The sequence below is a fragment of the Vibrio sp. 10N.286.45.E10 genome, assembly GCF_002874195.2.
GTDB lineage: Bacteria > Pseudomonadota > Gammaproteobacteria > Enterobacterales > Vibrionaceae > Vibrio > Vibrio crassostreae.
In genome coordinates, this window is record NZ_MCWD02000001.1 from 2,742,131 (window position 1) to 2,762,744 (window position 20,614).

Consider the following 20,614-nt stretch of genomic DNA (forward strand, 5'->3'; position numbering starts at 1 on the left):
AAAGGCTGAGTTTAACAACTCAGCCTTTTTCTTTTCTTATCTAAATTCACAGTCTAAAGCCTTAACTTTCGAACCTTAAACACCTGCTCATTCTTCATCTAAATCGCACACCTCAAATCATCTATTGAATCAAATCAACGTAAAAAAGAAGCAATTCACTGTAAGTTTTTCTGAGCTCCTCCTGTCTATTTAATTTACTACACTCAATGAATGGCCGATAAGCCATTCATCTATAGGATAGATAAGGACATTTGATGGGCACCGTCGAGAGCATTCAAGCATGGTTAAATTCAGGGGAGGAGTCGCTGCTATGGCTGATGCTTGGCATTGTCGCGCTTTCTTACCTGCTTGAAGATCTGGCCATCATTACTGCGGCAGGTTTAGCGACTCAAGGGCTCATCCCAGCTCAATATGCGTTACTTGCGATTTTCATCGGTATTGCCACCGGGGATCTTGGCCTTTATTACCTCGGGAAATCAGGGCGTTATTTCAGAGGCGTTCGTTATAAAGCCCTCACCAATAAGTACTTTCGTTCGCTCCGTACCAAATTACGCCAAAACGCATTCAGCAGCCTTTTTGTTATCCGCTTTATTCCTGGGCTACGAACCGTTGGTTTTACTCTGAGTGGCTTTTTCGCCATCCCACTGCCTACTTTCTTGTTTGCCGTTATTAGCGCAACAGCGATCTGGACTGGCGTTGTCTTCTCTACCATCTACTGTTTAGGGACATCAGCGTGGCTGCAAGCCTCTGAATATCAATGGATCGTCATCCCGTGTTCCATCGCTTTGCTGTTTGTCGGTAATCGATTAATGAATAAAACCCACTCTAGAGGATTATCATGAGTTCACCGCAAGATATTCACATCATTCCAGCACATCAAATTAATGCAGGCATGCCCCTGCTTGAAAAAGATACCGTGCGCAGTGTCTCTCCTTATGAGTTTCTTCCGACGTGGTTCTTCTACACTCCAGTAGTGATTCAAAGCCTGATGCAAGGGTTACGGCACTTTGATTGGGCGCTACCGCTCATCGCCAACCCGAGCATTAAACTCAGTGGCATGGTCGGCGAATCGAAACACGAGATACTGAGCCTTGCCGGATCGTCGAGTAAGCGTTGGATCTCTCCATTTATCACCTTAACCAAAACCGATCTCAGCAGTAAGAAACAAGCTGAAGATGCGCGCAGTGCACTCATCCAATCGGATCTTAATTTCCCTATTGTGGCGAAACCGGATCTTGGTTGCCGAGGTGTTGGGGTAAAGCTGATCAACAACCAAGATCACCTTGAGCAATATATTGAATCTTTCCCAAATCATGCTCGCTTTCTGCTGCAAGAAAAGGCGCCTTATCAAGCCGAGGCCGGCGTTTTCTATGTTCGCTACCCGAATAGCAAACAAGGCGAGATCATCTCGATCACTCTTAAATATTCGCCAATGGTGACGGGGGATGGTACCTCGACACTCAAAGAGTTAATCGAGAACAGCCCACGTGCTGGGCAGCTCAGTCACCTGTATATCCCTCGACATCAAGATAAGTTGGATCAAGTACTCGCAGAGGGCGAAGAGTTCCAACTTGCGTTCGCAGGTAGCCATAGCCGTGGCTGCATCTTCCGAGACGGCAATCAATACATCACTCAAGCTTTAACTGAACGCTTAGATGAGATATTCGACGACTTCGACGGTTTTCATTTTGGTCGGCTCGACGTCAAATTCAAGGACATGCACAGCCTAATGAGAGGTGAGGATTTCACGATCCTTGAGGTCAATGGTGCAAGTAGTGAAGCCGGGCACATCTGGGATCGCAACACACCACTGCGAGAGATATTTTCCACACTACTTCTTCAATATCGCATTCTTTTTGATATTGGCGCTCAACAGAAACAGAGAGGCCATCAACCTCCTTCTTTTAAGAGCCTGTTTAACGCGTGGCAAGAAGAGCGACGTCTTGTTCAACAATATCCGACCACCGATTAACTTTGTACGAGGATCATGAATGAACCCCACAGCCCAACCGAGCGCCCTCACTTCTTTCTCTCCTAGTATCAAGGGAGCGGTAGAGATATTGAATCAGGGTTTAGAGTTTCTATTAGCGATTTCTGACAGCGACTATCTGACACGAGCGAAGCCGCACGTCACAAGCTCTATTGGTGAGCACACTCGCCACACGCTCGATCTTTTTCATGCGCTGATTTTAAAAGAGAACGCGACCGTTGATTACAACACTCGTCGCCGTGGTCATCCGGTCGAATACGATCGTTCAATCGCAGTAAAAGAGATCCACTATGTGATCAACTGGCTTGAACGATTAGACCGCAACGATCTCGAAGCGCCTATCATGATCCAAACCGAGGTTTCGATGGATGTTCAAGTATTTGCAAGCCTACCTTCTACGCTAGAAAGAGAAGTGACTTTTGCGGCGCTGCATGCCAATCATCATTACGCGATGATCAAGGTGATCACCACCTTCCTAGACATTGAAACCTGCAACACCTTTGGTTATGCCCCAACCACCAGTAGCTATCTGAGGGAGCAATAACTATGTGTTCAGTATCTTGGTTGCTTGAAGAAAATGGCTATCAGGTCTTTTTTAATCGTGATGAGCAAAAGACCCGAGCATTAGCAATGCCACCTAAGCAGTACCGAGTTAACGGTGTCGATATCATCATGCCACTCGACCCAACTGGCGGTGGTAGCTGGATAAGCATTAATGAGTTCGGGCTTTCGCTATGCCTACTCAATAACTATCAAGGCCTTGTTCCAGTTGGTCCTTTGGTCAGCCGTGGTTTGTTACTTAAGAACCTATCCTCAAGTCGTAATATCAGTCAGCTCTCTGAAGCGTTTCATAAGCTCGACCTCCACTCTTTTGCCCCGTTTACCTTGCTGGCTTTCGCACCGAACCTAACTCAACACAATGGTTTGGTGATTGCCTACATGTGGGATGGCATTCAACAGAAAATAGTGGAAACCGACTCACCACTGTTCTCATCCGGGGTTGATTTAGAGCGAGTGCAAGCTTACCGACAAGCAAAATACGATCAGCTTATGGCAACAGGTAAGAATCAACAGAGCTTACTCAAGTTTCATTCTCACCATCACAGTGAACAGCCCCATTTAGCAACCTGTATGCATCGTGAAGATGCACACACAGTCAGCTTTACCCATTTACGTAATCTGCACGGTCAAGCCTCTATATTTTATGCACCCGGCTCACCTTGCGAACCAATAAACCCATGCCAGATAAATCAACAGCGCTTTACCTTCGATTTGTCACCCGCAATCAATCTATAGATGGAGTCCATCATGAGAAAACTAATCACCATGGTCATGCTACTTGTTAGCCCATACGTATTTGCTGCCGATGAAATCTATACCGGCTTCTTTAGCAGTAAGGCACTCGATGGCTACGATACCGTCGCATACTTCACTTCTGGAAAGCCTGTTGAAGGGAGCAAGAAGTTCAGCACAGAGTACAAAGGCGCGGACTGGTATTTCTCTTCTGAAAAGAATCTGACTTTATTTGTTAATAATCCTGAAAAATATGCCCCTCAATATGGTGGTTATTGCGCATGGGCCGTTTCTGCCAAAAACGACTTCGCACCCGGCGATCCACAGTATTGGACCATAGTTGATGACAAACTTTATCTTAACTACGACCAAGAGATTCAAGCCACTTGGGAGCAAGACCGTGCTCAGCATATTCAACAAGCCGATAAAGCTTGGCCGCAGCTGATTAAGTAAGGGAATAACCATGACATTCACTCCTGCTAAACATCTCCCAGCAGCATTTATCGCTTTTGTGTTTATTCAGTCGCTGTTCTTTAAGTTCACCGGCTCGTACGAGACAGAGTATATCTTTGGAACGCTAGCAACATGGTCAGGCTTAAGCTGGTTCGGTTCGTTTGGCGGCTACTTGATTGGATTCGCTGAATTAATAGCGGCCATTCTACTGTTCACTCGTTGGCATGGCCTTGGCGCCATTATGAGTGTGGGGATCATGAGTGGCGCAATATTCTTCCACCTGTTTACGCCATTAGGTATTCAAATGCCTGAGTTCAATGCAGCGGGTGAAATTGTCGGTTACGACGGCGGGTTATTGTTTGGCATGGCATGCCTAGTTTGGTTATGCGGTGCGTTTTTAAGTGTGAAAGATTTCAAGAATCAAGACGGTTTCCTAAACAACTTTAGTAAATAAGGTAGCTTCATTATGATTGATAGTCCTTTTCGTTTACCACGTTACACACCTTTTGGTTTAGGTGAGTCTGTTGTCGAGTGGGCAACTGGGCTATCTAAGCTAGACCGACTCTACCAAGATCGAAAAAACGAGTTATCTAGCTTTGAATTCATGAATTACACCCTATCGGCGCTCAATATCGACTACTCGGTGGCATCGGGAAGCACGGAAAACATCCCGGAAGAAGGGCCCGTCGTGATTGTGGCGAACCACCCACTTGGCGCTATTGAAGGTGTGATCCTTGCTGAACTCGTAGGATCGGTAAGAAAGGATGTGAAGGTATTAGCGAATGAGTTACTCAAGCGACTGCCTGAACTGGATGACCTTTTCATAGGTGTTGATGTCTTTAATAGTAAAGAATCGAAACGCACCAATGCCAAAGCCATTCGTGATGCCAATCGTCACCTAGCCGACGGCGGGCTATTGATCGTGTTCCCTGCAGGGGAAGTCTCAAGTTACCGCAAAGGGGCTAAAACACTAACTGATATCGAATGGAGCAAATCAGTCGCGAAGTTCGTTAAACGTCATCAAGCCACTACGGTTCCTATCTTTATCAATGGTAAAAACAGTAAGCTTTTCTATCAAGCGGGTCGTGTGCATCCACTGTTGAGAACCGCTCTACTCGGGCGTGAACTTCTTAATAAACAAGCGACAACTATCTCTATCTCGATTGGCTCATCGATTCCGTATTCAGAGATAAAATCGTTTGAAAAAGAGATGGATATCGTCAACTACCTACGACTTAATACCTACCTAATGAGTCAACAAGATAGTACGAATACACCAATCCACGCGCCTTCTTTCGATACTCAAGTGATAGCGCCAATATCACCCGAAGTATTGGCAATTGAGGTAGGCTCACTCCCTGAAGAGATGAAGCTGCTCGAACAAGGCGACTTCGAGGTCTACTGCACGCCAAGCCAATCTATTCCAAACTTAATGCGTGAGATTGGTCGAGTCAGAGAAGAGAGCTTCCGTGAAGTTGGAGAAGGCAGTGGGCTTGCTTGTGATTTAGATGAGTACGACCTTTACTACCACCAACTGTTTGTGTGGAACAAAACTAAGGCAGAATTGGTCGGCGCTTATCGACTGGGTATGGTCGACAAGTTAATCGCAGAGCACGGGTTGGACCAACTCTATTCCCGCAGTCTATTTAACTATAACCAAGAGTTTATCGATACGTTAGACAACAGCATTGAGCTTGGTCGCTCTGTAGTGAGCAAGCCTTACCAAAAGAGCCTTAACTCACTGTTATTGTTATGGAAAGGTATCGCGACCTTTGTGTCTCGTCATCCTCAATACACCCACCTATTTGGCCCGGTCAGTATCAGTAATGATTACAGCCACAATGCACGCCTGTTGATAGCAACAACCTTATCGATTCACCACTACGATGAGGAAAAGGCCAATCTGGTTTCCCCTTCATCACCGCTCAATACCAGTAGTCATGTGTTCTGGCAGAATCATCTATTATCGTCACTGGCGAGTGTGCCCCTACTTTCAAAAGTATTAGCACGGATGGAACAAGGAAAAGGCTTACCGGTATTATTGCGCCAATACCTAGGGATGAACGGGAAACTGGTTTGCTTTAACGTCGACCCATCATTTAATGATGCCTTAGATGGTTTGATTGTCGTGAACCTTAAGAAGGTACCATTGAAGACCTTAGGCAAATACATGGGTCGAGAACTTGCTCAAGATTACCTAGAGCAACACGCACGACGCTGATTTCGCCCGCTCTGTACCTACACTCAAATAAGTGCGATGATTTCGGCACTTATTTGGGTTAGGTTATTTTCATGCACACCTCTTTTATCGAACAACTGCAAAGCTTCGACTTCTCAGAAAGTCAGATTGAATCTCTAGTCGCCGTCGCCAAGCCACTTGAGCTACCGACCAGACACATTCTTATTAACCAAGGTGAGATGGCTGGCTCAATCTACTTCGTACTTGAAGGCTTGTGCCATGCTTGCTACCTCACTGATGATGGTAAGCAATACAGCAAAGAGTTCTACTGGGAACAAGATTGGATCATCGGCTTTGAGAGTCTGATAAAAAACCAAGCTTCCCCTTACCTATTAGAAACACTCACCCCCATCACAATGTTAGAACTGCCAATGAATGCAGTAATCGAGTGGCGTGCATCGAATAACCCTTTGTATTTAAAGCTGTTAGAAACACAACTGATGCATAAGGAAAACAAAGAACGCTTCATGCTGCTTTATACCCCTGAGCAACGTTACCAGCTTTTCTGCGAACACTACCCAGACCTTGAACAACGCCTCAACGACAATCAAATTGCCGCCTACTTAGGAATAACCGCGATAAGTTTGAGCAGAATTAAAGGTCGAATTAACATTAGTTAATGCCAACAATCATCACGCATAGTACATTCAGAGCATCGATAACCTCTGGATGTAAACATGATCACTTGGCACTCAATTCCTTTCTCTGAACTTTCAACACATCAGCTTTATCAACTACTTAAATTACGAGTAGATGTATTTGTGGTTGAGCAAACCTGCCCTTATCCAGAGCTTGACGGTAAAGACACATTCGCTGGTGTTCACCACCTTCTTGGTTACGCCGATGAGGAGTTAGTGGCGTGTGCTCGCTTATTACCGCCGGGCACGAGTTATGACAACACCAGCATCGGCCGAGTGGCAACTAAGCAATCAGCAAGAGGTGATGGCTTAGGCCACCAATTATTGAAAGAAGCATTAACACACTGTGAGTCTCTTTGGCCTGGCACGACCATAGATATTGGTGCACAAGAGCACCTAGAAAGTTTCTATGAAAGTCATGGATTCAAGACGATCTCTGAGATGTATCTGGAAGATGACATTCCTCATGTAGATATGAGATTAGAAAAATAATGACGAATATCACTGCCGGTATTCTATTGTTGGTTGCAGGTAATTTGTTTGCCTCGCTTTCCGATGTAGCAGTAAAGCTATTGAATGGCGAGGTACCGCCTCTTCAGTATATTTTTTTCCGACAGTTGATATCTCTGCTGATCATCACCCCACTGTGGTTACAGCAGAAAAAAGAACAACGATGCTTACAGCAAGCCAAAGTAACCTTCATTCGAGGTCAATTAATTCTAATCGGTAGTGGGTGTATGCTGGTCGCGATCACTCACTTGTCTTTGGCAACCGCCAACGCTGTATTTTATGTCGCGCCTTTATTGATGTTGCCGCTCTCTATGTTGTTATTGAAAGAGCAACCTGCACTCGGCAAGGTCATCGCCACTACCATAGGTTTTATTGGTACATTAATTGTATTGAGGCCATCACAATTTCATTGGGCAGCACTGTTTGCTTTAGGTACAGCACTCACCCTCGCACTATTTAATGTACTCGTAAGAAAGCTGCCTAGCGAACAAACTGTTGTCACAACGCTGTGGTGGACAACCTTATTCTCTATTCCTGCATCATTGATACTGTGCTTCTTATACTGGCAACCTGTGTCTGTCGAGCACTTAGGATACATAGCACTAAGTGCAACACTCATCTTAAGCTATAACGGCCTTGCGGTTACTGCCTACCAAAAAGCACACTCTAGCCAAATTGCCTTGGCTGAATATTCAGGCTTGGTGTTTGTCGCGCTAATAGGCGCCATTTGGTTCGATGAGATTCCAGATACATTAACCTTTATCGGTATCATGCTGATCATCTTGCCACTCGCCCCTTTTAAGCGACCAAAAAAAAGAGCTAATGCTTAGCTCTTTTCTATCGTGCTGTTGAGTTCATAACTCAAGCAAGGCACTTATTTACTACGGCCAAAGCCGCCATCAGACAAGCGGAAGAACATCACCGATGTGTTGCCTTTCTCTAACTGCAGGATATCAAGCTGCCCGGTCTCGGCCAGTTTGAATCGAACTAACTGGCCTTTACGAATCTGACTTAGTGGTTTGTCTGAGCCTTCAATACGCACTAGCGCATTCAAGTCCGACAACGGTAAATCGTTGTTTCGAAAAACCTGTGCTAACGTATCCCCTTGCTTTACGAGGTACTCCTGCCAGTTGTTGTTGCTCGTTTCTGATGAACTGCTCTTGGCATTTTGCTGTTCGCTTAAGCCAACGGTGTTTATCTCTAGCTCAACGCGCGATGTTGTTGGCGCAACGTCTACTTTAGGTTCTGGTAGCGGCACAAAAAGTAATATCAGTACGATCGGAGAAATCACCATCAACAGTCTTTGGTGTAACTTCGGCAATGAGCCCAAAGTTTGCGCTGTCGAGGTTTTCATTTTCTTCACATCGATCGAACTCAATTTCTCTTTGACCTGATTCAGTCGATCCTTGAATTCTGCTAAGTGGTCAACTTTCTGTTTTTTCTTTTGACGACGATTCATACCACTGCGTCCTATACATTGAATAACTACAGTATAAAAACCAAAGTACCAACAGTATAGATCTTTCCGTCACAACAAGGCTCAAAGCGAGAAAATTGACATGGCTGTGATTTGGGCACGGTAAAGCGCAAGTGATCAGAGGCTAGCCGTTTCTTCACGCTGCTAATACTGGTATTCTTACCCTTTTCGTACTGACAAAAAGAGTGACTTTTCATGTCTGAAGTAAAATTTGAAACTGTAGAGCAAAAAGCTAGCTACGGTATCGGTCTACAAATGGGCCAACAACTTGCTGGTTCTGGTCTTGAAGGCCTAAACGTTGACGCAATCGCTGCTGGTATCGCAACAGCTCTAGTTGGCGACATGCCAGCTATCGAAGTTGACGAAATCAACAACGCACTACAAGAGCTACACACTCGTGGTGAAGCTGCACGTCAAGAACTAGCTAAAGCTGCTGCTGCTGACGGCGAAGCTTTCCTAGCTGACAACGCTCTTCGTTCAGAAGTAACGGTTCTTGAGTCTGGTCTTCAGTACGAAGTACTAACTGAAGGTACTGGCGAAATCCCAACTGCAGACAAGCAAGTACGTGTTCACTACCACGGCGAACTAACTGACGGTACTGTTTTCGACAGCTCTGTATCTCGCGGTCAACCTGCTGAGTTCCCAGTAACTGGCGTAATTCAAGGTTGGGTACAAGCTCTACAAATGATGCCTGTTGGTTCTAAGTGGAAGCTATACATCCCTCAAGATCTAGCATACGGTGAGCGTGGCGCAGGTGCTGCAATCCCACCATTTGCTGCTCTAGTATTTGAAGTAGAACTTCTAGCAATTCTTTAATTTTTATAAAAACCTATAGTAAAACAAAATACTATAGGCAAATAAAATTGAAATAATCCAACGGCGATGTGACTACATCGCCGTTTTTCGTTTATAGTGAAAGAGTAAATTACTTTATTACTTAAGGACGAATAATGAAGAAAGTACTCATCACAGTTTTAAGCAGCCTTGCTGTTGTCTCTTGCGCTAGCACTAGTGACTCTGAACAAACCAGTTCATCATCAGATACTAACTATTCCCAACTATCCCAAACTGCACTAATGGCAGCAGTGAATATGTGGTCTCAACAAAACGAAACAACGCCGCTTGCAGATACCGTTGCCGACCAAGCTTCTGTTACCAGCGATCAAGCTATTGGCGGTATCGGTTCAATGTTGGCTCTTGCTCAAAACTCTCTTGGCACTGCTGACAACAAAGAACTTACAACGCTGATTCCTGGCATGTCGACTCTTGAGTCTACGGGGCTATCATCACTACTAAACTCACAAGGCGCAGTTGAAAGTGCCTTTTCTAGTTTAGGTATGGATCCATCGATGGTATCAACGTTTGCACCAATCATTCTGCAAACACTGCAATCTCAAGGCGCAACAAGCGGCTTGATGGATTCACTTGCAGCTATATGGCAATAACCGTTAGTTATTAATAGCTAGCTTAAGAATTTGATAAGGGCACTTCGGTGCTCTTTTTTATGCGTGGAAGAAAAGATATTTGAGATGAGATGAGATGAGATGAGATGAGATGAGATGAGATGAGATGAGATGAGATGAGATATTGTTGAAAAATGGAGCAGATAAGACAAGCAAAAATGCCAAACATCATGGTGCAATTTCTAATATCTATTCCTTATTCGACAGATACAAAAAAGCCGAGCTAATGCTCGGCTTTTGTATTAAGAATCTAGTATAGATTACTCAGCAGCTTCTTCAGCAGCTGGGCGGTCTACAAGCTCAATGTAAGCCATTGGAGCTTTATCACCAGTACGGAAACCACATTTAAGAATGCGAGTGTAACCACCTTGGCGAGCCGCGAAACGCGGGCCTAGTTCATTAAATAGTTTTGCTACAACTTCGTTATCACGAGTGCGAGCAAATGCAAGACGACGGTTAGCAACACTGTCTGTCTTAGCTAGGGTAATCAATGGCTCAATTACGCGACGTAGTTCTTTTGCTTTAGGCACGGTAGTTTTAATAACTTCGTGACGAACAAGAGAGCTAGCCATGTTGCTGAACATCGCTTTGCGATGACTGCTGTTGCGGTTGAGTTGACGACCACTTTTACGATGGCGCATGACCTAATCCTTCTAACTTTTCGATTAATCTTCAGCGATTGACGCTGGTGGCCAGTTTTCTAGACGCATGCCTAGAGAAAGACCACGTGAAGCAAGCACATCTTTAATCTCTGTAAGAGATTTCTTACCAAGGTTTGGCGTTTTAAGTAGCTCAACCTCAGTGCGCTGTACAAGATCACCGATGTAGTGAATCGCTTCTGCTTTCAAACAGTTAGCAGAGCGAACTGTTAGTTCAAGATCGTCTACAGGACGTAGTAGGATAGGATCGAATTCTGGCTTCTCTTCCTTCTCCTCAGGTACACGTACATCACGAAGATCTACGAACGCATCCAGTTGTTCAGCTAAAATAGTAGCTGCACGACGAATTGCTTCCTCAGGTTCTAGAGTACCGTTCGTTTCCATATCGATAACAAGCTTGTCTAAATCAGTACGTTGCTCTACACGTGCCGCTTCTACAGCGTAAGCGATTTTATCAACCGGGCTGTAAGTAGCGTCAACTAGTAGACGACCGATAGGACGCTCATCTTCTTCAGTATGGATGCGAGCTGAAGCTGGAACGTAACCACGACCACGTTCTACTTTGATACGCATAGCGATCTCAGCATTGTCATCCGTTAGGTGACAAATTACGTGCTCAGGGTTAGCGATCTCTACATCACCATCGTGGGTGATGTCACCTGCAACAACAGGGCCTGAGCCTGATTTGTTCAGTGTAATAAACACTTCATCTTTGCCTTCAGCAACGCGTACAGCCAAACCTTTAAGGTTTAGAAGGATTTCCAGGATATCTTCCTGAACGCCTTCTTTAGTGCTGTATTCGTGTAGCACACCTTCAATTTCAACTTCTGTTATGGCACAACCCGGCATAGAAGATAGAAGAATGCGGCGAAGAGCATTACCTAGAGTGTGGCCGAAACCGCGCTCTAATGGCTCAAGAGTTACTTTCGCGTGTGTCGTATTGATCTGTTCAATGTCAACAAGACGCGGCTTAAGAAATTCTGTTACAGAACCCTGCATTGTGTCCTCTCTTTTTTTAACCTTACTTAGAGTAAAGTTCGACGATCAAGTGTTCATTGATGTCAGCTGATAGGTCAGAACGCTCAGGCATACGCTTGAATGTACCTTCCATTTTGCCAGCATCTACTTCAATCCAAGTTGGCTTTTCACGTTGTTCAGCAACTTCTAGAGCCGCTTTAATACGAGATTGCTGTTTAGCTTTCTCGCGGATAGAAACAACGTCGTTTGCCGCTACTTTGAAAGAAGGAACGTTTACAACTTTACCGTTAACTAGGATAGACTTGTGGCTAACTAGTTGACGAGATTCAGCACGAGTAGCGCCAAAGCCCATACGGTAAACTACGTTATCAAGACGACCTTCAAGAAGCTGAAGCAGGTTTGCACCTGTGTTGCCTTTAAGACGTGCAGCTTCTTTGTAGTAGTTGCGGAATTGTTTTTCTAGAACGCCGTAGATACGACGAACTTTTTGCTTCTCACGAAGCTGAACGCCATACTCAGATAGACGACCGCGACGAGCGCCGTGTACACCTGGTGCGTTATCAATTTTACACTTGGTATCGATCGCACGGACACCAGACTTAAGGAATAAGTCAGTACCTTCGCGACGGCTAAGCTTCAGCTTAGGACCCAAATATCTTGCCATGATCTTTCTCCAATATTCCTAGAAACGAAACTTAAACGCGACGTTTCTTAGGTGGACGACAACCGTTATGAGGGATTGGTGTCGCATCAACAATGTTAGTGATACGGAAACCAGCAGCGTTCAGTGCACGAACAGTAGATTCGCGACCTGGACCTGGACCCTTAACCATAACTTCCAAGTTCTTTAGGCCATATTCTTTAGCCATTTCACCACAACGCTCAGCTGCAACTTGTGCTGCGAACGGAGTAGATTTACGAGAACCACGGAAACCTGAACCACCTGCTGTAGCCCATGCAAGAGCGTTGCCTTGACGGTCAGTGATAGTTACGATTGTGTTGTTGAAAGAAGCATGAATGTGCGCTACGCCATCAGCTACTTGCTTGCGTACGCGCTTACGCGCGCGAGTTGGTTGTTTTGCCATTGTACTCTACCTTATCCGACTATTTCTTGATCGGCTTGCGCGGACCCTTACGGGTGCGAGCGTTGGTTTTAGTACGCTGTCCACGTAGTGGTAGACTGCGACGATGACGAAGACCGCGGTAACAGCCAAGGTCCATAAGACGCTTGATGTTCATCGATACTTCACGACGTAGATCACCTTCTACAGTGTACTTAGCTACACCATCACGCAGTTGATCGATCTGCTCTTCAGTTAGTTCACTGATCTTAGCATCTTCAGCAATACCCACTTCAGCTAGAATAGCTTGAGAGCGAGTTTTACCGATACCGTAGATTGCAGTAAGTGCAATTACAGAATGCTTATGATCAGGAATGTTAATGCCGGCTATACGGGCCATTATTCACTCCTAAGGGGTTCATAAAAGAATTATCCGCAGCAAAGCCCGTTATGGATACGCTGCGGCATACTACTTCTTTTGCACGCAAAAGGTAGGCCGAGGAATATACTCGACTCTACCTTGTATTTCAAGTAAAAATTTCTGCTAATTAGCCTTGGCGTTGCTTATGCTTTGGCTCACTGCAAATCACGCGAACGACACCGTTACGCTTGATAACTTTACAGTTACGGCAGATTTTTTTAACGGAAGCACGAACTTTCATTGCTAAACTCCGTAAATGGAATCGAAATAATTACCACCGAATTAACGGCCGTAACCTTTCAGATTCGCTTTCTTTAACACAGAATCATACTGTTGTGACATCAGATGAGTCTGTACCTGTGCCATGAAATCCATGATAACTACCACTACGATTAGTAGTGATGTGCCGCCGAAGTAGAAACGAACGTTCCACGCGACCATCATGAACTCAGGAATCAGACATATAAAAGTAATGTATAGAGCGCCCGCAAGGGTTAGTCTAGTCATCACTTTATCGATATATTTCGCTGTCTGCTCACCTGGGCGGATACCGGGTACGAATGCACCAGACTTCTTCAAGTTATCAGCTGTTTCACGTGGGTTAAACACCAACGCTGTATAGAAGAAACAGAAGAAGATTATAGCTGCTGCATAAAGCATTACATACAAAGGTTGACCTGGGCTAAGAGCTAATGACACGTCAGTTAACCAACCGAACGCGCTGCTTTCACCATTTTGACCAAACCACTGTGCTAATGTTCCTGGGAACAAAATAATACTCGATGCAAAAATCGCTGGAATAACACCTGCCATATTAATCTTAAGAGGCAAGTGAGAGCTTTGTGCTGCAAAAACTTTACGACCTTGTTGACGTTTCGCATAGTTAACGACGATACGACGTTGACCACGCTCCATGAAAACTACGAAGTAAATAACAGCAAAAGACAATACAGCAATCAACAGCAGAAGAAGCACATGCAATTCACCTTGACGCGCTTGCTCGATTGTTTGACCGATTGCAGAAGGCAATCCAGCAACAATACCTGCAAAAATCAGAATGGAAATACCATTACCGATTCCTCGCTCAGTGATTTGTTCACCTAACCACATTAAGAACATGGTACCAGTTACTAAACTCACGGTAGCAATAAGCGTAAACATGGTTTGGTTGATAACAACCAGATTGTCGACCATGTTTGGTAAGCCTGTTGCGATACCAATAGCTTGGAATGTTGCAAGTACAAGCGTGCCGTAGCGTGTATATTGGCTTATCTTACGACGGCCTGCTTCACCCTCTTTCTTGAGTTCCGCTAACGCTGGATGAACTACAGTTAGCAATTGGACTACGATCGATGCCGAAATGTACGGCATGATACCCAATGCTAATATAGATGCACGCTCAAGAGCACCACCGGAGAACATGTTAAACATTTCAACGATGGTACCTTTTTGCTGATCGAACAAATCGGCAAGTACAGCTGCGTCAATACCAGGGATCGGCACAAAAGAGCCGGCTCGGAATACTAAAAGTGCACCAATTACGAATAATAAGCGCGACTTTAGTTCACTTAAGCCGCTCTGAGCACTACGAAAATCTTGTCCTGGTTTCTTAGCCATCTGTACCTCGTTCCTCGAGATTATTCCTCGATTTTACCGCCTGCAGCTTCGATTGCAGCTTTAGCGCCTTTAGTCACGCGTAGACCTTTAACAGTCACAGCTTTGCTTAGGTCACCAGAAAGAACGATCTTAACAAATTCGATGTTCTTAGTGATAACGTTAGCAGCTTTAAGGCTGTTAAGATCAACTACGTCACCTGTTACTTTCGCTAGCTCAGCTAGACGAACTTCAGCAGACACTAGGCTCTTACGAGAAGTGAAACCGAATTTAGGTAGACGTTGTTTTAGAGGCATTTGACCGCCTTCAAAACCTGGACGAACAGAGCCGCCAGAACGTGACTTTTGACCTTTGTGACCGCGGCCACCTGTTTTACCAAGGCCAGAACCGATACCACGACCTACACGCTTCTTAGAAGGTTTAGAGCCAGCAGCCGGTGATAGAGTATTCAAACGCATTCTGATTACTCCTCAATCTTAACCATGTAGTAAACCTTGTTGATCATACCGCGTACGCACGGAGTATCTTCAAGTTCTACTGTATGGTTGATGCGACGAAGACCTAGACCTTTAAGACACGCTTTGTGCTTAGGTAGGCGACCAATTGAGCTTTTAGTTTGAGTTACTTTAATAGTTGCCATCGTGTGCTTACTCCGAAATAGATTCAACAGTTAGACCACGTTTAGCAGCAACCATTTCTGGTGACTTAACGTCTACTAGAGCACCAATCGTTGCACGAACGATGTTGATCGGGTTCGTTGAACCGTATGCTTTAGAAAGTACGTTATGTACGCCCGCAACTTCAAGTACAGCACGCATTGCACCACCGGCAATAACACCTGTACCTTCTGCAGCTGGCTGCATGTAAACTTTAGAGCCCGAATGACGACCTTTCACCGGGTGGTGAAGAGTGCCTTCGTTAAGCGATACTGTAACCATGTTACGGCGCGCTTTTTCCATTGCTTTTTGAATCGCAGCAGGTACTTCACGAGCTTTGCCGTAACCGAAACCTACGCGACCGTTACCGTCACCAACTACTGTTAGTGCAGTAAAGCTCATGATTCGACCACCTTTAACCGTCTTAGATACACGGTTAACTGCGATCAGCTTTTCTTGCAAATCATTAGCTTGTTGTTGTTCTTTAGCCATCTTCCAACCCTACCTTAGAATTTCAGACCAGCTTCGCGAGCAGATTCTGCTAGCGCCGCTACTCGACCGTGGTATTGGAAACCAGAACGATCAAATGCAACTGAAGCTACGCCTTTTTCAAGAGCGCGCTCAGCAACAGCTTTACCAACTGCTTTAGCTGCATCAACGTTACCAGTGTTCTTAACTTGCTCACGGATCGCTTTTTCTACAGTAGAAGCAGCTGCGATAACCTCAGAGCCGTTTGCCGCGATAACTTGTGCGTAAACATGGCGAGGAGTACGGTGTACTACCAGGCGAGTTGCACCAAGTTCTGCAATCTTACGACGTGCACGTGTAGCACGACGGATGCGAGATGCTTTCTTATCCATAGTGATACCTTACTTCTTCTTAGCTTCTTTAGTACGCACATTTTCATCTGCGTAACGAACACCTTTGCCTTTGTAAGGCTCAGGAGCACGGTAAGAACGAATGTCAGCCGCAACTTGACCTACTACTTGCTTATCGCAACCAGTAATGATGATCTCAGTTTGGCTAGGGCACTCAGCTTTAATACCTTCAGGTAGAGCGTGCTCTACTGGGTGAGAAAAACCAAGAGTTAGAGCTACAGAGTTGCCTTTCATAGCAGCACGGTAACCAACACCCTTAAGAGTTAGCTTCTTAGTGAAGCCCTCAGTAACACCCATAACCATGTTATTAACTAGAGCGCGAGCTGTACCAGCTTGTGCCCATGCGTTAGTAACACCTTCTTTCGGACCGAAAGTTAGGTTGGTTTCTTCCTGTGCAATAACTACGGCGCTGTTAAGAACGCGAGTAAGCTCACCTTTGCTACCTTTTACAGTAACTTCTTGGCCGTTTAGTTTCACCTCTACGCCAGCTGGAATAGCGACAGGTGCTTTAGCAACACGAGACATAATCTACTCCTTAAGCTACGTAACAGATGATTTCACCGCCAAGACCTGCTTTACGAGCAGCACGGTCAGACATCAGACCCTTGGAAGTAGAAACAACTGCAATACCAAGACCACCCATCACTGTAGGTAAAGAGTCTTTATTTTTATAAACTCTTAGACCAGGACGTGATACACGCTTGATTTGCTCGATTACAGGTTTAGCTTGGAAGTACTTAAGAGTAACTTCTAGCTCAGGTTTTGCTTCGCTGTTAACAGCGAAGTCTACGATGTAACCTTCAGCTTTAAGTAATGCAGCAATTGCAACTTTAAGCTTTGAAGAAGGCATTTTTACAGCAACTTTGTTTGCTGCCTGACCGTTACGAACTCGGGTCAGCATATCCGAAATCGGATCTTGCATGCTCATAAGATTTACTCCAAATGATTAAGTGGCAATTACCAGCTAGCCTTACGAAGACCCGGAATCTCGCCTTTCATGCAAGCTTCACGAACCTTAATGCGGCTTAGACCGAATTTACGTAGGTAACCGTGTGGACGACCAGTTTGGTTGCAACGGTTGCGCTGACGTGATGCACTTGAATCACGTGGAAGAGATTGCAGTTTAAGAACCGCATTCCAACGATCTTCTTCAGATGCGTTTACATCGCTAATGATAACTTTTAGCGCAGAACGCTTTTCAGCGAACTTAGCTACTAGTTTTGCACGTTTAGCTTCACGTGCTTTCATTGATTGTTTAGCCATAACAGTAACCCTACCCTTACTTACGGAATGGGAAGTTAAAGGCAGCCAGCAGAGCTCGGCCTTCCTCATCGGAACCCGCAGAAGTCGTGATAGTAATATCAAGACCGCGGACACGATCGACTTTATCGTAGTCGATTTCCGGAAAGATGATTTGCTCGCGAACGCCCATGCTGTAGTTACCGCGACCGTCAAAAGACTTAGCGCTAACACCACGGAAATCACGTACACGTGGAAGTGCGATAGAGATTAAACGCTCTAAAAATTCCCACATGCGCTCACCACGCAAGGTTACTTTACAACCAATTGGGTAGCCTTCACGAATTTTGAAACCAGCTACAGATTTACGCGCTTTAGTGATAAGTGGCTTTTGACCAGAGATCGTTGCCATATCAGCTGCTGCGTTTTCTAGCAGTTTCTTATCGTTGATTGCTTCACCAACGCCCATGTTTAGGGTGATTTTCTCAATCCTAGGGACTTGCATGACGCTTGTGTAGCTGAACTCTTTGGTAAGCTCAGCGACTACAGACGACTTGTAGTAATCATGCAGTTTCGCCATAGTAGAACTCCAAATTACTTCTAATTAGTTAGAAACAGTTTCGCCGTTAGATTTGAAGAAACGAACTTTCTTGCCATCTTCGATACGGAAACCGATACGGTCTGCTTTACCAGTAGCCGCGTTAAAAACAGCAACGTTAGAAGCATCAATAGCTGCTTCTTGTTCAACGATGCCACCTTGTTGACCTAGAGCCGGAACCGGCTTTTGGTGTTTCTTAACAAGGTTGATGCCTTCAACGATAACTTTACCAGTTGTCAGAACCTTAGTTACTTTACCTTTCTTGCCTTTATCTTTACCAGCAAGAATGATTACTTCGTCATTACGACGGATTTTAGCTGCCATATTGCCGCTCCTTACAGAACTTCAGGTGCTAGTGATACAATCTTCATGAATTTCGCGTTACGAAGTTCACGAGTCACAGGACCAAAGATACGTGTGCCGACTGGTTGCTCAGTAGTGTCATTTAACAATACACAAGCATTACTGTCGAAGCGAATGACAGAACCGTCTGGGCGACGAACGCCTTTACGGGTGCGCACTACTACCGCCTTCAGAACATCACCTTTTTTTACTTTACCGCGAGGAATCGCTTCCTTCACTGTAACCTTGATGACGTCACCGATATGTGCATAACGGCGGTGAGAGCCACCCAGAACCTTAATACACATTACCTTGCGCGCGCCAGAGTTATCTGCTGCGTCAAGTGTACTTTGCATCTGGATCATTGTTAGTGCTCCGCTAAATATTAAAACTAGACCCTCTCGGGTCGGGCTGCCTCTTTAAAAGGGACGCGAATTGTACCACCCTTTTTTTAAATTGGGTAGACAAAAAACAAGCGGCTCCAAAAAATTATTTGGAGCCGCTTATAAGTTATAGAATTACAAAGATTAAATCTTCGCTTTTTCTAGAACTTTAACCAATGTCCAAGACTTAGTCTTAGACAGAGGACGACACTCAGCGATTTCAACTTTGTCGCCTAGGCCACAAGTGTTGTCTTCGTCGTGTGCGTGTACTTTAGTCGTGCGTTTGATGAACTTACCGTAAATTGGGTGTTTTACAGTGCGTTCAATAGCAACAACGATAGACTTGTCCATCTTGTCACTTACTACACGGCCTTGCTGGATGCGGTTAGTTTCGCTCATTATGCGCCTGCCTTTTCAGTCAAAACAGTTTTCACACGTGCGATGTCACGGCGTACAGCTTTTAGAGTATGAGTTTGCTGTAGTTGACCAGTTGCAGCTTGCATGCGCAAGTTGAACTGTTCACGTAGCAAATTCAATAGCTCAGCGTTAAGCTCTTCAACGTTCTTTTCGCGTAGATCTTGTGCTTTCATCACATCACCTGCTTAGTTACAAAAGTAGTTTTAACAGGCAGTTTACGTGCCGCTAGGCGGAACGCTTCACGTGCCAACTCTTCAGGTACGCCATTCATCTCGTACATAACTTTGCCTGGTTGGATTTGAGCAACCCAGTACGCAACTGAACCTTTACCTTTACCTTGACGAACTTCAAGAGGCTTTTCAGTAATCGGCTTGTCTGGGAATACACGGATCCAGATTTGACCTTGACGCTTAATGTGACGTGTCATAGCACGACGTGCCGCTTCGATTTGACGTGCAGTCAGACGACCACGGCCAACAGCTTTAAGACCGAATTCGCCGAAGCTTACTTCAGTACCTTTAGCTAGACCACGGTTACGACCAGTCATAACCTTGCGGAACTTAGTACGTTTTGGTTGTAGCATCGTTCGACTCCTTACTTACGGCCTTTACGCTGCTTCTTAGGCTTATCGCCTTTTGGCTCTACTGCGTTAGCAGCTGGCATACCGCCTAGAATCTCACCTTTGAAGATCCAAACTTTAATGCCGATCACACCGTATTGAGTGTGAGCCGAAGAAGTTGCGTAATCAATGTCTGCACGTAGAGTGTGTAGAGGCACACGGCCTTCACGGTACCACTCAGAACGTGCGATTTCAGCACCGCCAAGACGGCCGCCTACTTGTACTTTGATGCCTTTAGCGCCTAGACGCATAGCATTTTGTACCGCACGCTTCATTGCACGACGGAACATAACACGACGCTCTAGTTGAGACGCGATGCTATCAGCTACAAGCTGACCATCTAGCTCAGGCTTACGTACTTCAGCGATGTTAATTTGCGCTGGTACACCTGCGATTTTAGCTACAGCTGCGCGTAGCTTCTCTACGTCTTCACCTTTCTTACCGATAACAACGCCAGGACGAGCAGTGTGAATAGTCACACGGATGCTCTTAGCTGGACGCTCGATAACGATACGAGATAATGATGCTTTTTGTAGTTCCTTTGTAAGGAACTGACGTACCTTGAAGTCGCCGTCTAGGTTGTCAGCGAATTCGTTGGTATTAGCAAACCATGTAGCATTCCAAGGCTTAACGATGCCAAGACGAATACCATTAGGATGTACTTTCTGACCCATTGCTTACTCTCC

General features: G+C 45.2%; 34 protein-coding genes. 12 read left to right on the plus strand and 22 right to left on the minus strand.

The window, feature by feature from the left end; translation table 11 throughout:
- Positions 1 to 254: 254 nt before the first annotated feature.
- The 10 genes from BCU34_RS12245 (at position 255) to BCU34_RS12290 (ending at position 7,953) form a co-directional block, all read left to right on the plus strand.
- Entirely contained in the window at positions 255 to 842 is a 588-nt protein-coding gene (locus tag BCU34_RS12245) for a DedA family protein (protein ID WP_102478729.1), read from the plus strand.
- Positions 839 to 1,972: an ATP-grasp domain-containing protein gene (locus BCU34_RS12250; RefSeq protein ID WP_060983533.1), complete on the plus strand. Its 1,134-nt coding sequence runs from the start codon at positions 839 to 841 to the stop codon at positions 1,970 to 1,972. Before BCU34_RS12245 ends, BCU34_RS12250 begins: the two co-directional genes overlap by 4 nt.
- 19 nt (positions 1,973 to 1,991) lie before the next feature.
- Positions 1,992 to 2,534: a hypothetical protein gene (locus BCU34_RS12255; protein ID WP_102433640.1), complete on the plus strand. Its 543-nt coding sequence runs from the start codon at positions 1,992 to 1,994 to the stop codon at positions 2,532 to 2,534.
- Positions 2,535 to 2,536: 2 nt separating this feature from the next.
- Positions 2,537 to 3,286 carry an NRDE family protein gene (locus BCU34_RS12260; RefSeq protein WP_102433639.1) on the plus strand — a complete coding sequence of 250 codons (750 nt, stop codon included), beginning with the start codon at positions 2,537 to 2,539 and terminating at the stop codon, positions 3,284 to 3,286.
- Positions 3,287 to 3,298: 12 nt separating this feature from the next.
- A complete protein-coding gene (locus BCU34_RS12265) occupies positions 3,299 to 3,736 on the plus strand; it encodes a YHS domain-containing (seleno)protein (protein ID WP_102433638.1) in 438 nt (145 codons plus the stop codon).
- A 10-nt stretch (positions 3,737 to 3,746) separates the two neighbouring features.
- On the plus strand, positions 3,747 to 4,190 hold the full coding sequence (locus BCU34_RS12270; protein WP_102478728.1) for a hypothetical protein: 444 nt from the start codon (positions 3,747 to 3,749) through the stop codon (positions 4,188 to 4,190).
- Between the two features lie 12 nt (positions 4,191 to 4,202).
- Positions 4,203 to 5,957, plus strand: a complete 1,755-nt coding sequence (locus BCU34_RS12275; protein WP_102478727.1) for a lysophospholipid acyltransferase family protein — start codon at positions 4,203 to 4,205, stop codon at positions 5,955 to 5,957.
- Positions 5,958 to 6,028: 71 nt separating this feature from the next.
- Complete coding sequence (locus BCU34_RS12280) at positions 6,029 to 6,595, plus strand: Crp/Fnr family transcriptional regulator (RefSeq protein ID WP_102478726.1); 567 nt, start codon at positions 6,029 to 6,031, stop codon at positions 6,593 to 6,595.
- A gap of 57 nt (positions 6,596 to 6,652) precedes the next feature.
- Positions 6,653 to 7,105 carry a GNAT family N-acetyltransferase gene (locus BCU34_RS12285; protein WP_060983539.1) on the plus strand — a complete coding sequence of 151 codons (453 nt, stop codon included), beginning with the start codon at positions 6,653 to 6,655 and terminating at the stop codon, positions 7,103 to 7,105.
- The gene (locus BCU34_RS12290; RefSeq protein WP_102478725.1) at positions 7,105 to 7,953 is read left to right on the plus strand and encodes a DMT family transporter; all 849 of its coding nucleotides are present in this window, start codon (positions 7,105 to 7,107) and stop codon (positions 7,951 to 7,953) included. Before BCU34_RS12285 ends, BCU34_RS12290 begins: the two co-directional genes overlap by 1 nt.
- A 44-nt stretch (positions 7,954 to 7,997) precedes the next feature.
- Here the strand turns inward: BCU34_RS12290 and BCU34_RS12295 are convergent, their stop codons facing one another.
- Entirely contained in the window at positions 7,998 to 8,582 is a 585-nt protein-coding gene (locus BCU34_RS12295; protein WP_102478724.1) for a LysM-like peptidoglycan-binding domain-containing protein, read from the minus strand.
- 213 nt (positions 8,583 to 8,795) lie between these two features.
- Between BCU34_RS12295 and BCU34_RS12300 the strand changes: the two genes are divergently transcribed.
- Positions 8,796 to 9,416 (plus strand): FKBP-type peptidyl-prolyl cis-trans isomerase, encoded by a 621-nt coding sequence (locus tag BCU34_RS12300; protein ID WP_008220519.1) that lies wholly within the window; start codon positions 8,796 to 8,798, stop codon positions 9,414 to 9,416.
- A 134-nt stretch (positions 9,417 to 9,550) separates the two neighbouring features.
- Complete coding sequence (locus BCU34_RS12305; protein ID WP_019825468.1) at positions 9,551 to 10,045, plus strand: DUF2780 domain-containing protein; 495 nt, start codon at positions 9,551 to 9,553, stop codon at positions 10,043 to 10,045.
- A gap of 278 nt (positions 10,046 to 10,323) precedes the next feature.
- Here BCU34_RS12305 and rplQ read toward each other — a convergent pair whose 3' ends face one another.
- From rplQ to rpsC, 21 genes are all read right to left on the minus strand, one after another.
- On the minus strand, positions 10,324 to 10,704 hold the full coding sequence (gene rplQ, locus BCU34_RS12310) for a 50S ribosomal protein L17 (protein WP_004729812.1): 381 nt from the start codon (positions 10,702 to 10,704) through the stop codon (positions 10,324 to 10,326).
- 24 nt (positions 10,705 to 10,728) lie between these two features.
- A complete protein-coding gene (locus tag BCU34_RS12315) occupies positions 10,729 to 11,721 on the minus strand; it encodes a DNA-directed RNA polymerase subunit alpha (protein WP_102479441.1) in 993 nt (330 codons plus the stop codon).
- A 22-nt stretch (positions 11,722 to 11,743) separates the two neighbouring features.
- The gene (gene rpsD, locus BCU34_RS12320; protein WP_004738777.1) at positions 11,744 to 12,364 is read right to left on the minus strand and encodes a 30S ribosomal protein S4; all 621 of its coding nucleotides are present in this window, start codon (positions 12,362 to 12,364) and stop codon (positions 11,744 to 11,746) included.
- A 31-nt stretch (positions 12,365 to 12,395) separates the two neighbouring features.
- Positions 12,396 to 12,785, minus strand: coding sequence for a 30S ribosomal protein S11 (gene rpsK, locus BCU34_RS12325; protein ID WP_004738778.1), 390 nt, complete (start codon positions 12,783 to 12,785; stop codon positions 12,396 to 12,398).
- 19 nt (positions 12,786 to 12,804) lie between these two features.
- Positions 12,805 to 13,161, minus strand: a complete 357-nt coding sequence (gene rpsM, locus BCU34_RS12330; RefSeq protein WP_004738779.1) for a 30S ribosomal protein S13 — start codon at positions 13,159 to 13,161, stop codon at positions 12,805 to 12,807.
- Positions 13,162 to 13,309: 148 nt separating this feature from the next.
- Positions 13,310 to 13,423: a 50S ribosomal protein L36 gene (gene rpmJ / locus BCU34_RS12335; protein WP_000868186.1), complete on the minus strand. Its 114-nt coding sequence runs from the start codon at positions 13,421 to 13,423 to the stop codon at positions 13,310 to 13,312.
- 41 nt (positions 13,424 to 13,464) lie between these two features.
- Complete coding sequence (gene secY, locus BCU34_RS12340; RefSeq protein WP_004738781.1) at positions 13,465 to 14,799, minus strand: preprotein translocase subunit SecY; 1,335 nt, start codon at positions 14,797 to 14,799, stop codon at positions 13,465 to 13,467.
- Positions 14,800 to 14,819: 20 nt separating this feature from the next.
- Positions 14,820 to 15,254 carry a 50S ribosomal protein L15 gene (gene rplO, locus BCU34_RS12345; protein WP_004736758.1) on the minus strand — a complete coding sequence of 145 codons (435 nt, stop codon included), beginning with the start codon at positions 15,252 to 15,254 and terminating at the stop codon, positions 14,820 to 14,822.
- A 5-nt stretch (positions 15,255 to 15,259) separates the two neighbouring features.
- Positions 15,260 to 15,436, minus strand: coding sequence for a 50S ribosomal protein L30 (gene rpmD / locus BCU34_RS12350; protein WP_004736756.1), 177 nt, complete (start codon positions 15,434 to 15,436; stop codon positions 15,260 to 15,262).
- Between the two features lie 7 nt (positions 15,437 to 15,443).
- Entirely contained in the window at positions 15,444 to 15,944 is a 501-nt protein-coding gene (gene rpsE, locus BCU34_RS12355; protein WP_017061307.1) for a 30S ribosomal protein S5, read from the minus strand.
- A gap of 14 nt (positions 15,945 to 15,958) precedes the next feature.
- A complete protein-coding gene (gene rplR, locus BCU34_RS12360; protein WP_004738784.1) occupies positions 15,959 to 16,312 on the minus strand; it encodes a 50S ribosomal protein L18 in 354 nt (117 codons plus the stop codon).
- Positions 16,313 to 16,321: 9 nt separating this feature from the next.
- Complete coding sequence (gene rplF, locus BCU34_RS12365) at positions 16,322 to 16,855, minus strand: 50S ribosomal protein L6 (RefSeq protein WP_017061308.1); 534 nt, start codon at positions 16,853 to 16,855, stop codon at positions 16,322 to 16,324.
- Between the two features lie 10 nt (positions 16,856 to 16,865).
- Positions 16,866 to 17,258 carry a 30S ribosomal protein S8 gene (gene rpsH / locus BCU34_RS12370; protein WP_017061309.1) on the minus strand — a complete coding sequence of 131 codons (393 nt, stop codon included), beginning with the start codon at positions 17,256 to 17,258 and terminating at the stop codon, positions 16,866 to 16,868.
- Positions 17,259 to 17,287: 29 nt separating this feature from the next.
- Positions 17,288 to 17,593 carry a 30S ribosomal protein S14 gene (gene rpsN / locus BCU34_RS12375; RefSeq protein ID WP_004738789.1) on the minus strand — a complete coding sequence of 102 codons (306 nt, stop codon included), beginning with the start codon at positions 17,591 to 17,593 and terminating at the stop codon, positions 17,288 to 17,290.
- A gap of 16 nt (positions 17,594 to 17,609) precedes the next feature.
- Positions 17,610 to 18,149 (minus strand): 50S ribosomal protein L5, encoded by a 540-nt coding sequence (gene rplE / locus BCU34_RS12380; RefSeq protein ID WP_004738790.1) that lies wholly within the window; start codon positions 18,147 to 18,149, stop codon positions 17,610 to 17,612.
- A gap of 24 nt (positions 18,150 to 18,173) precedes the next feature.
- Positions 18,174 to 18,491 carry a 50S ribosomal protein L24 gene (rplX, locus tag BCU34_RS12385; protein ID WP_004738792.1) on the minus strand — a complete coding sequence of 106 codons (318 nt, stop codon included), beginning with the start codon at positions 18,489 to 18,491 and terminating at the stop codon, positions 18,174 to 18,176.
- A gap of 11 nt (positions 18,492 to 18,502) precedes the next feature.
- On the minus strand, positions 18,503 to 18,874 hold the full coding sequence (gene rplN, locus BCU34_RS12390) for a 50S ribosomal protein L14 (RefSeq protein WP_004736740.1): 372 nt from the start codon (positions 18,872 to 18,874) through the stop codon (positions 18,503 to 18,505).
- 162 nt (positions 18,875 to 19,036) lie between these two features.
- Entirely contained in the window at positions 19,037 to 19,291 is a 255-nt protein-coding gene (rpsQ, locus tag BCU34_RS12395) for a 30S ribosomal protein S17 (protein ID WP_004736739.1), read from the minus strand.
- The gene (gene rpmC / locus BCU34_RS12400) at positions 19,291 to 19,482 is read right to left on the minus strand and encodes a 50S ribosomal protein L29 (protein WP_004736737.1); all 192 of its coding nucleotides are present in this window, start codon (positions 19,480 to 19,482) and stop codon (positions 19,291 to 19,293) included. Before rpmC ends, rpsQ begins: the two co-directional genes overlap by 1 nt.
- Positions 19,482 to 19,892: a 50S ribosomal protein L16 gene (gene rplP, locus BCU34_RS12405; protein ID WP_004736736.1), complete on the minus strand. Its 411-nt coding sequence runs from the start codon at positions 19,890 to 19,892 to the stop codon at positions 19,482 to 19,484. The genes rpmC and rplP overlap by 1 nt, the downstream gene beginning before the upstream one ends.
- Before the next feature lie 11 nt (positions 19,893 to 19,903).
- Positions 19,904 to 20,602 (minus strand): 30S ribosomal protein S3, encoded by a 699-nt coding sequence (gene rpsC / locus BCU34_RS12410; protein ID WP_004736734.1) that lies wholly within the window; start codon positions 20,600 to 20,602, stop codon positions 19,904 to 19,906.
- Between the last annotated feature and the right edge of the window lie 12 nt (positions 20,603 to 20,614).

What these genes read in the sequence shown, in the direction of transcription:
- BCU34_RS12315 (WP_102479441.1), bottom strand. Translation starts at nt 11,721, where the DNA reads ATGCAGGGTTCTGTAACAGAATTTCTTAAGCCGCGTCTTGTTGACATT.
- BCU34_RS12260 (WP_102433639.1), top strand. Translation starts at nt 2,537, where the DNA reads ATGTGTTCAGTATCTTGGTTGCTTGAAGAAAATGGCTATCAGGTCTTT.
- rpsH (WP_017061309.1), bottom strand. Translation starts at nt 17,258, where the DNA reads ATGAGCATGCAAGATCCGATTTCGGATATGCTGACCCGAGTTCGTAAC.
- BCU34_RS12305 (WP_019825468.1), top strand. Translation starts at nt 9,551, where the DNA reads ATGAAGAAAGTACTCATCACAGTTTTAAGCAGCCTTGCTGTTGTCTCT.
- rplO (WP_004736758.1), bottom strand. Translation starts at nt 15,254, where the DNA reads ATGCGTTTGAATACTCTATCACCGGCTGCTGGCTCTAAACCTTCTAAG.
- rplN (WP_004736740.1), bottom strand. Translation starts at nt 18,874, where the DNA reads ATGATCCAGATGCAAAGTACACTTGACGCAGCAGATAACTCTGGCGCG.
- rpsQ (WP_004736739.1), bottom strand. Translation starts at nt 19,291, where the DNA reads ATGAGCGAAACTAACCGCATCCAGCAAGGCCGTGTAGTAAGTGACAAG.
- BCU34_RS12295 (WP_102478724.1), bottom strand. Translation starts at nt 8,582, where the DNA reads ATGAATCGTCGTCAAAAGAAAAAACAGAAAGTTGACCACTTAGCAGAA.
- rpsM (WP_004738779.1), bottom strand. Translation starts at nt 13,161, where the DNA reads ATGGCCCGTATAGCCGGCATTAACATTCCTGATCATAAGCATTCTGTA.
- BCU34_RS12255 (WP_102433640.1), top strand. Translation starts at nt 1,992, where the DNA reads ATGAACCCCACAGCCCAACCGAGCGCCCTCACTTCTTTCTCTCCTAGT.
- rplQ (WP_004729812.1), bottom strand. Translation starts at nt 10,704, where the DNA reads ATGCGCCATCGTAAAAGTGGTCGTCAACTCAACCGCAACAGCAGTCAT.
- BCU34_RS12275 (WP_102478727.1), top strand. Translation starts at nt 4,203, where the DNA reads ATGATTGATAGTCCTTTTCGTTTACCACGTTACACACCTTTTGGTTTA.
- rpmD (WP_004736756.1), bottom strand. Translation starts at nt 15,436, where the DNA reads ATGGCAACTATTAAAGTAACTCAAACTAAAAGCTCAATTGGTCGCCTA.
- BCU34_RS12245 (WP_102478729.1), top strand. Translation starts at nt 255, where the DNA reads ATGGGCACCGTCGAGAGCATTCAAGCATGGTTAAATTCAGGGGAGGAG.
- BCU34_RS12280 (WP_102478726.1), top strand. Translation starts at nt 6,029, where the DNA reads ATGCACACCTCTTTTATCGAACAACTGCAAAGCTTCGACTTCTCAGAA.
- rpsE (WP_017061307.1), bottom strand. Translation starts at nt 15,944, where the DNA reads ATGGCTAAAGAACAACAACAAGCTAATGATTTGCAAGAAAAGCTGATC.
- rpsC (WP_004736734.1), bottom strand. Translation starts at nt 20,602, where the DNA reads ATGGGTCAGAAAGTACATCCTAATGGTATTCGTCTTGGCATCGTTAAG.
- rpsN (WP_004738789.1), bottom strand. Translation starts at nt 17,593, where the DNA reads ATGGCTAAACAATCAATGAAAGCACGTGAAGCTAAACGTGCAAAACTA.
- BCU34_RS12290 (WP_102478725.1), top strand. Translation starts at nt 7,105, where the DNA reads ATGACGAATATCACTGCCGGTATTCTATTGTTGGTTGCAGGTAATTTG.
- BCU34_RS12250 (WP_060983533.1), top strand. Translation starts at nt 839, where the DNA reads ATGAGTTCACCGCAAGATATTCACATCATTCCAGCACATCAAATTAAT.
- rplF (WP_017061308.1), bottom strand. Translation starts at nt 16,855, where the DNA reads ATGTCTCGTGTTGCTAAAGCACCTGTCGCTATTCCAGCTGGCGTAGAG.
- rplE (WP_004738790.1), bottom strand. Translation starts at nt 18,149, where the DNA reads ATGGCGAAACTGCATGATTACTACAAGTCGTCTGTAGTCGCTGAGCTT.
- BCU34_RS12300 (WP_008220519.1), top strand. Translation starts at nt 8,796, where the DNA reads ATGTCTGAAGTAAAATTTGAAACTGTAGAGCAAAAAGCTAGCTACGGT.
- secY (WP_004738781.1), bottom strand. Translation starts at nt 14,799, where the DNA reads ATGGCTAAGAAACCAGGACAAGATTTTCGTAGTGCTCAGAGCGGCTTA.
- rpmJ (WP_000868186.1), bottom strand. Translation starts at nt 13,423, where the DNA reads ATGAAAGTTCGTGCTTCCGTTAAAAAAATCTGCCGTAACTGTAAAGTT.
- BCU34_RS12265 (WP_102433638.1), top strand. Translation starts at nt 3,299, where the DNA reads ATGAGAAAACTAATCACCATGGTCATGCTACTTGTTAGCCCATACGTA.
- rplX (WP_004738792.1), bottom strand. Translation starts at nt 18,491, where the DNA reads ATGGCAGCTAAAATCCGTCGTAATGACGAAGTAATCATTCTTGCTGGT.
- rpsK (WP_004738778.1), bottom strand. Translation starts at nt 12,785, where the DNA reads ATGGCAAAACAACCAACTCGCGCGCGTAAGCGCGTACGCAAGCAAGTA.
- rplR (WP_004738784.1), bottom strand. Translation starts at nt 16,312, where the DNA reads ATGGATAAGAAAGCATCTCGCATCCGTCGTGCTACACGTGCACGTCGT.
- BCU34_RS12270 (WP_102478728.1), top strand. Translation starts at nt 3,747, where the DNA reads ATGACATTCACTCCTGCTAAACATCTCCCAGCAGCATTTATCGCTTTT.
- rpsD (WP_004738777.1), bottom strand. Translation starts at nt 12,364, where the DNA reads ATGGCAAGATATTTGGGTCCTAAGCTGAAGCTTAGCCGTCGCGAAGGT.
- BCU34_RS12285 (WP_060983539.1), top strand. Translation starts at nt 6,653, where the DNA reads ATGATCACTTGGCACTCAATTCCTTTCTCTGAACTTTCAACACATCAG.
- rplP (WP_004736736.1), bottom strand. Translation starts at nt 19,892, where the DNA reads ATGCTACAACCAAAACGTACTAAGTTCCGCAAGGTTATGACTGGTCGT.
- rpmC (WP_004736737.1), bottom strand. Translation starts at nt 19,482, where the DNA reads ATGAAAGCACAAGATCTACGCGAAAAGAACGTTGAAGAGCTTAACGCT.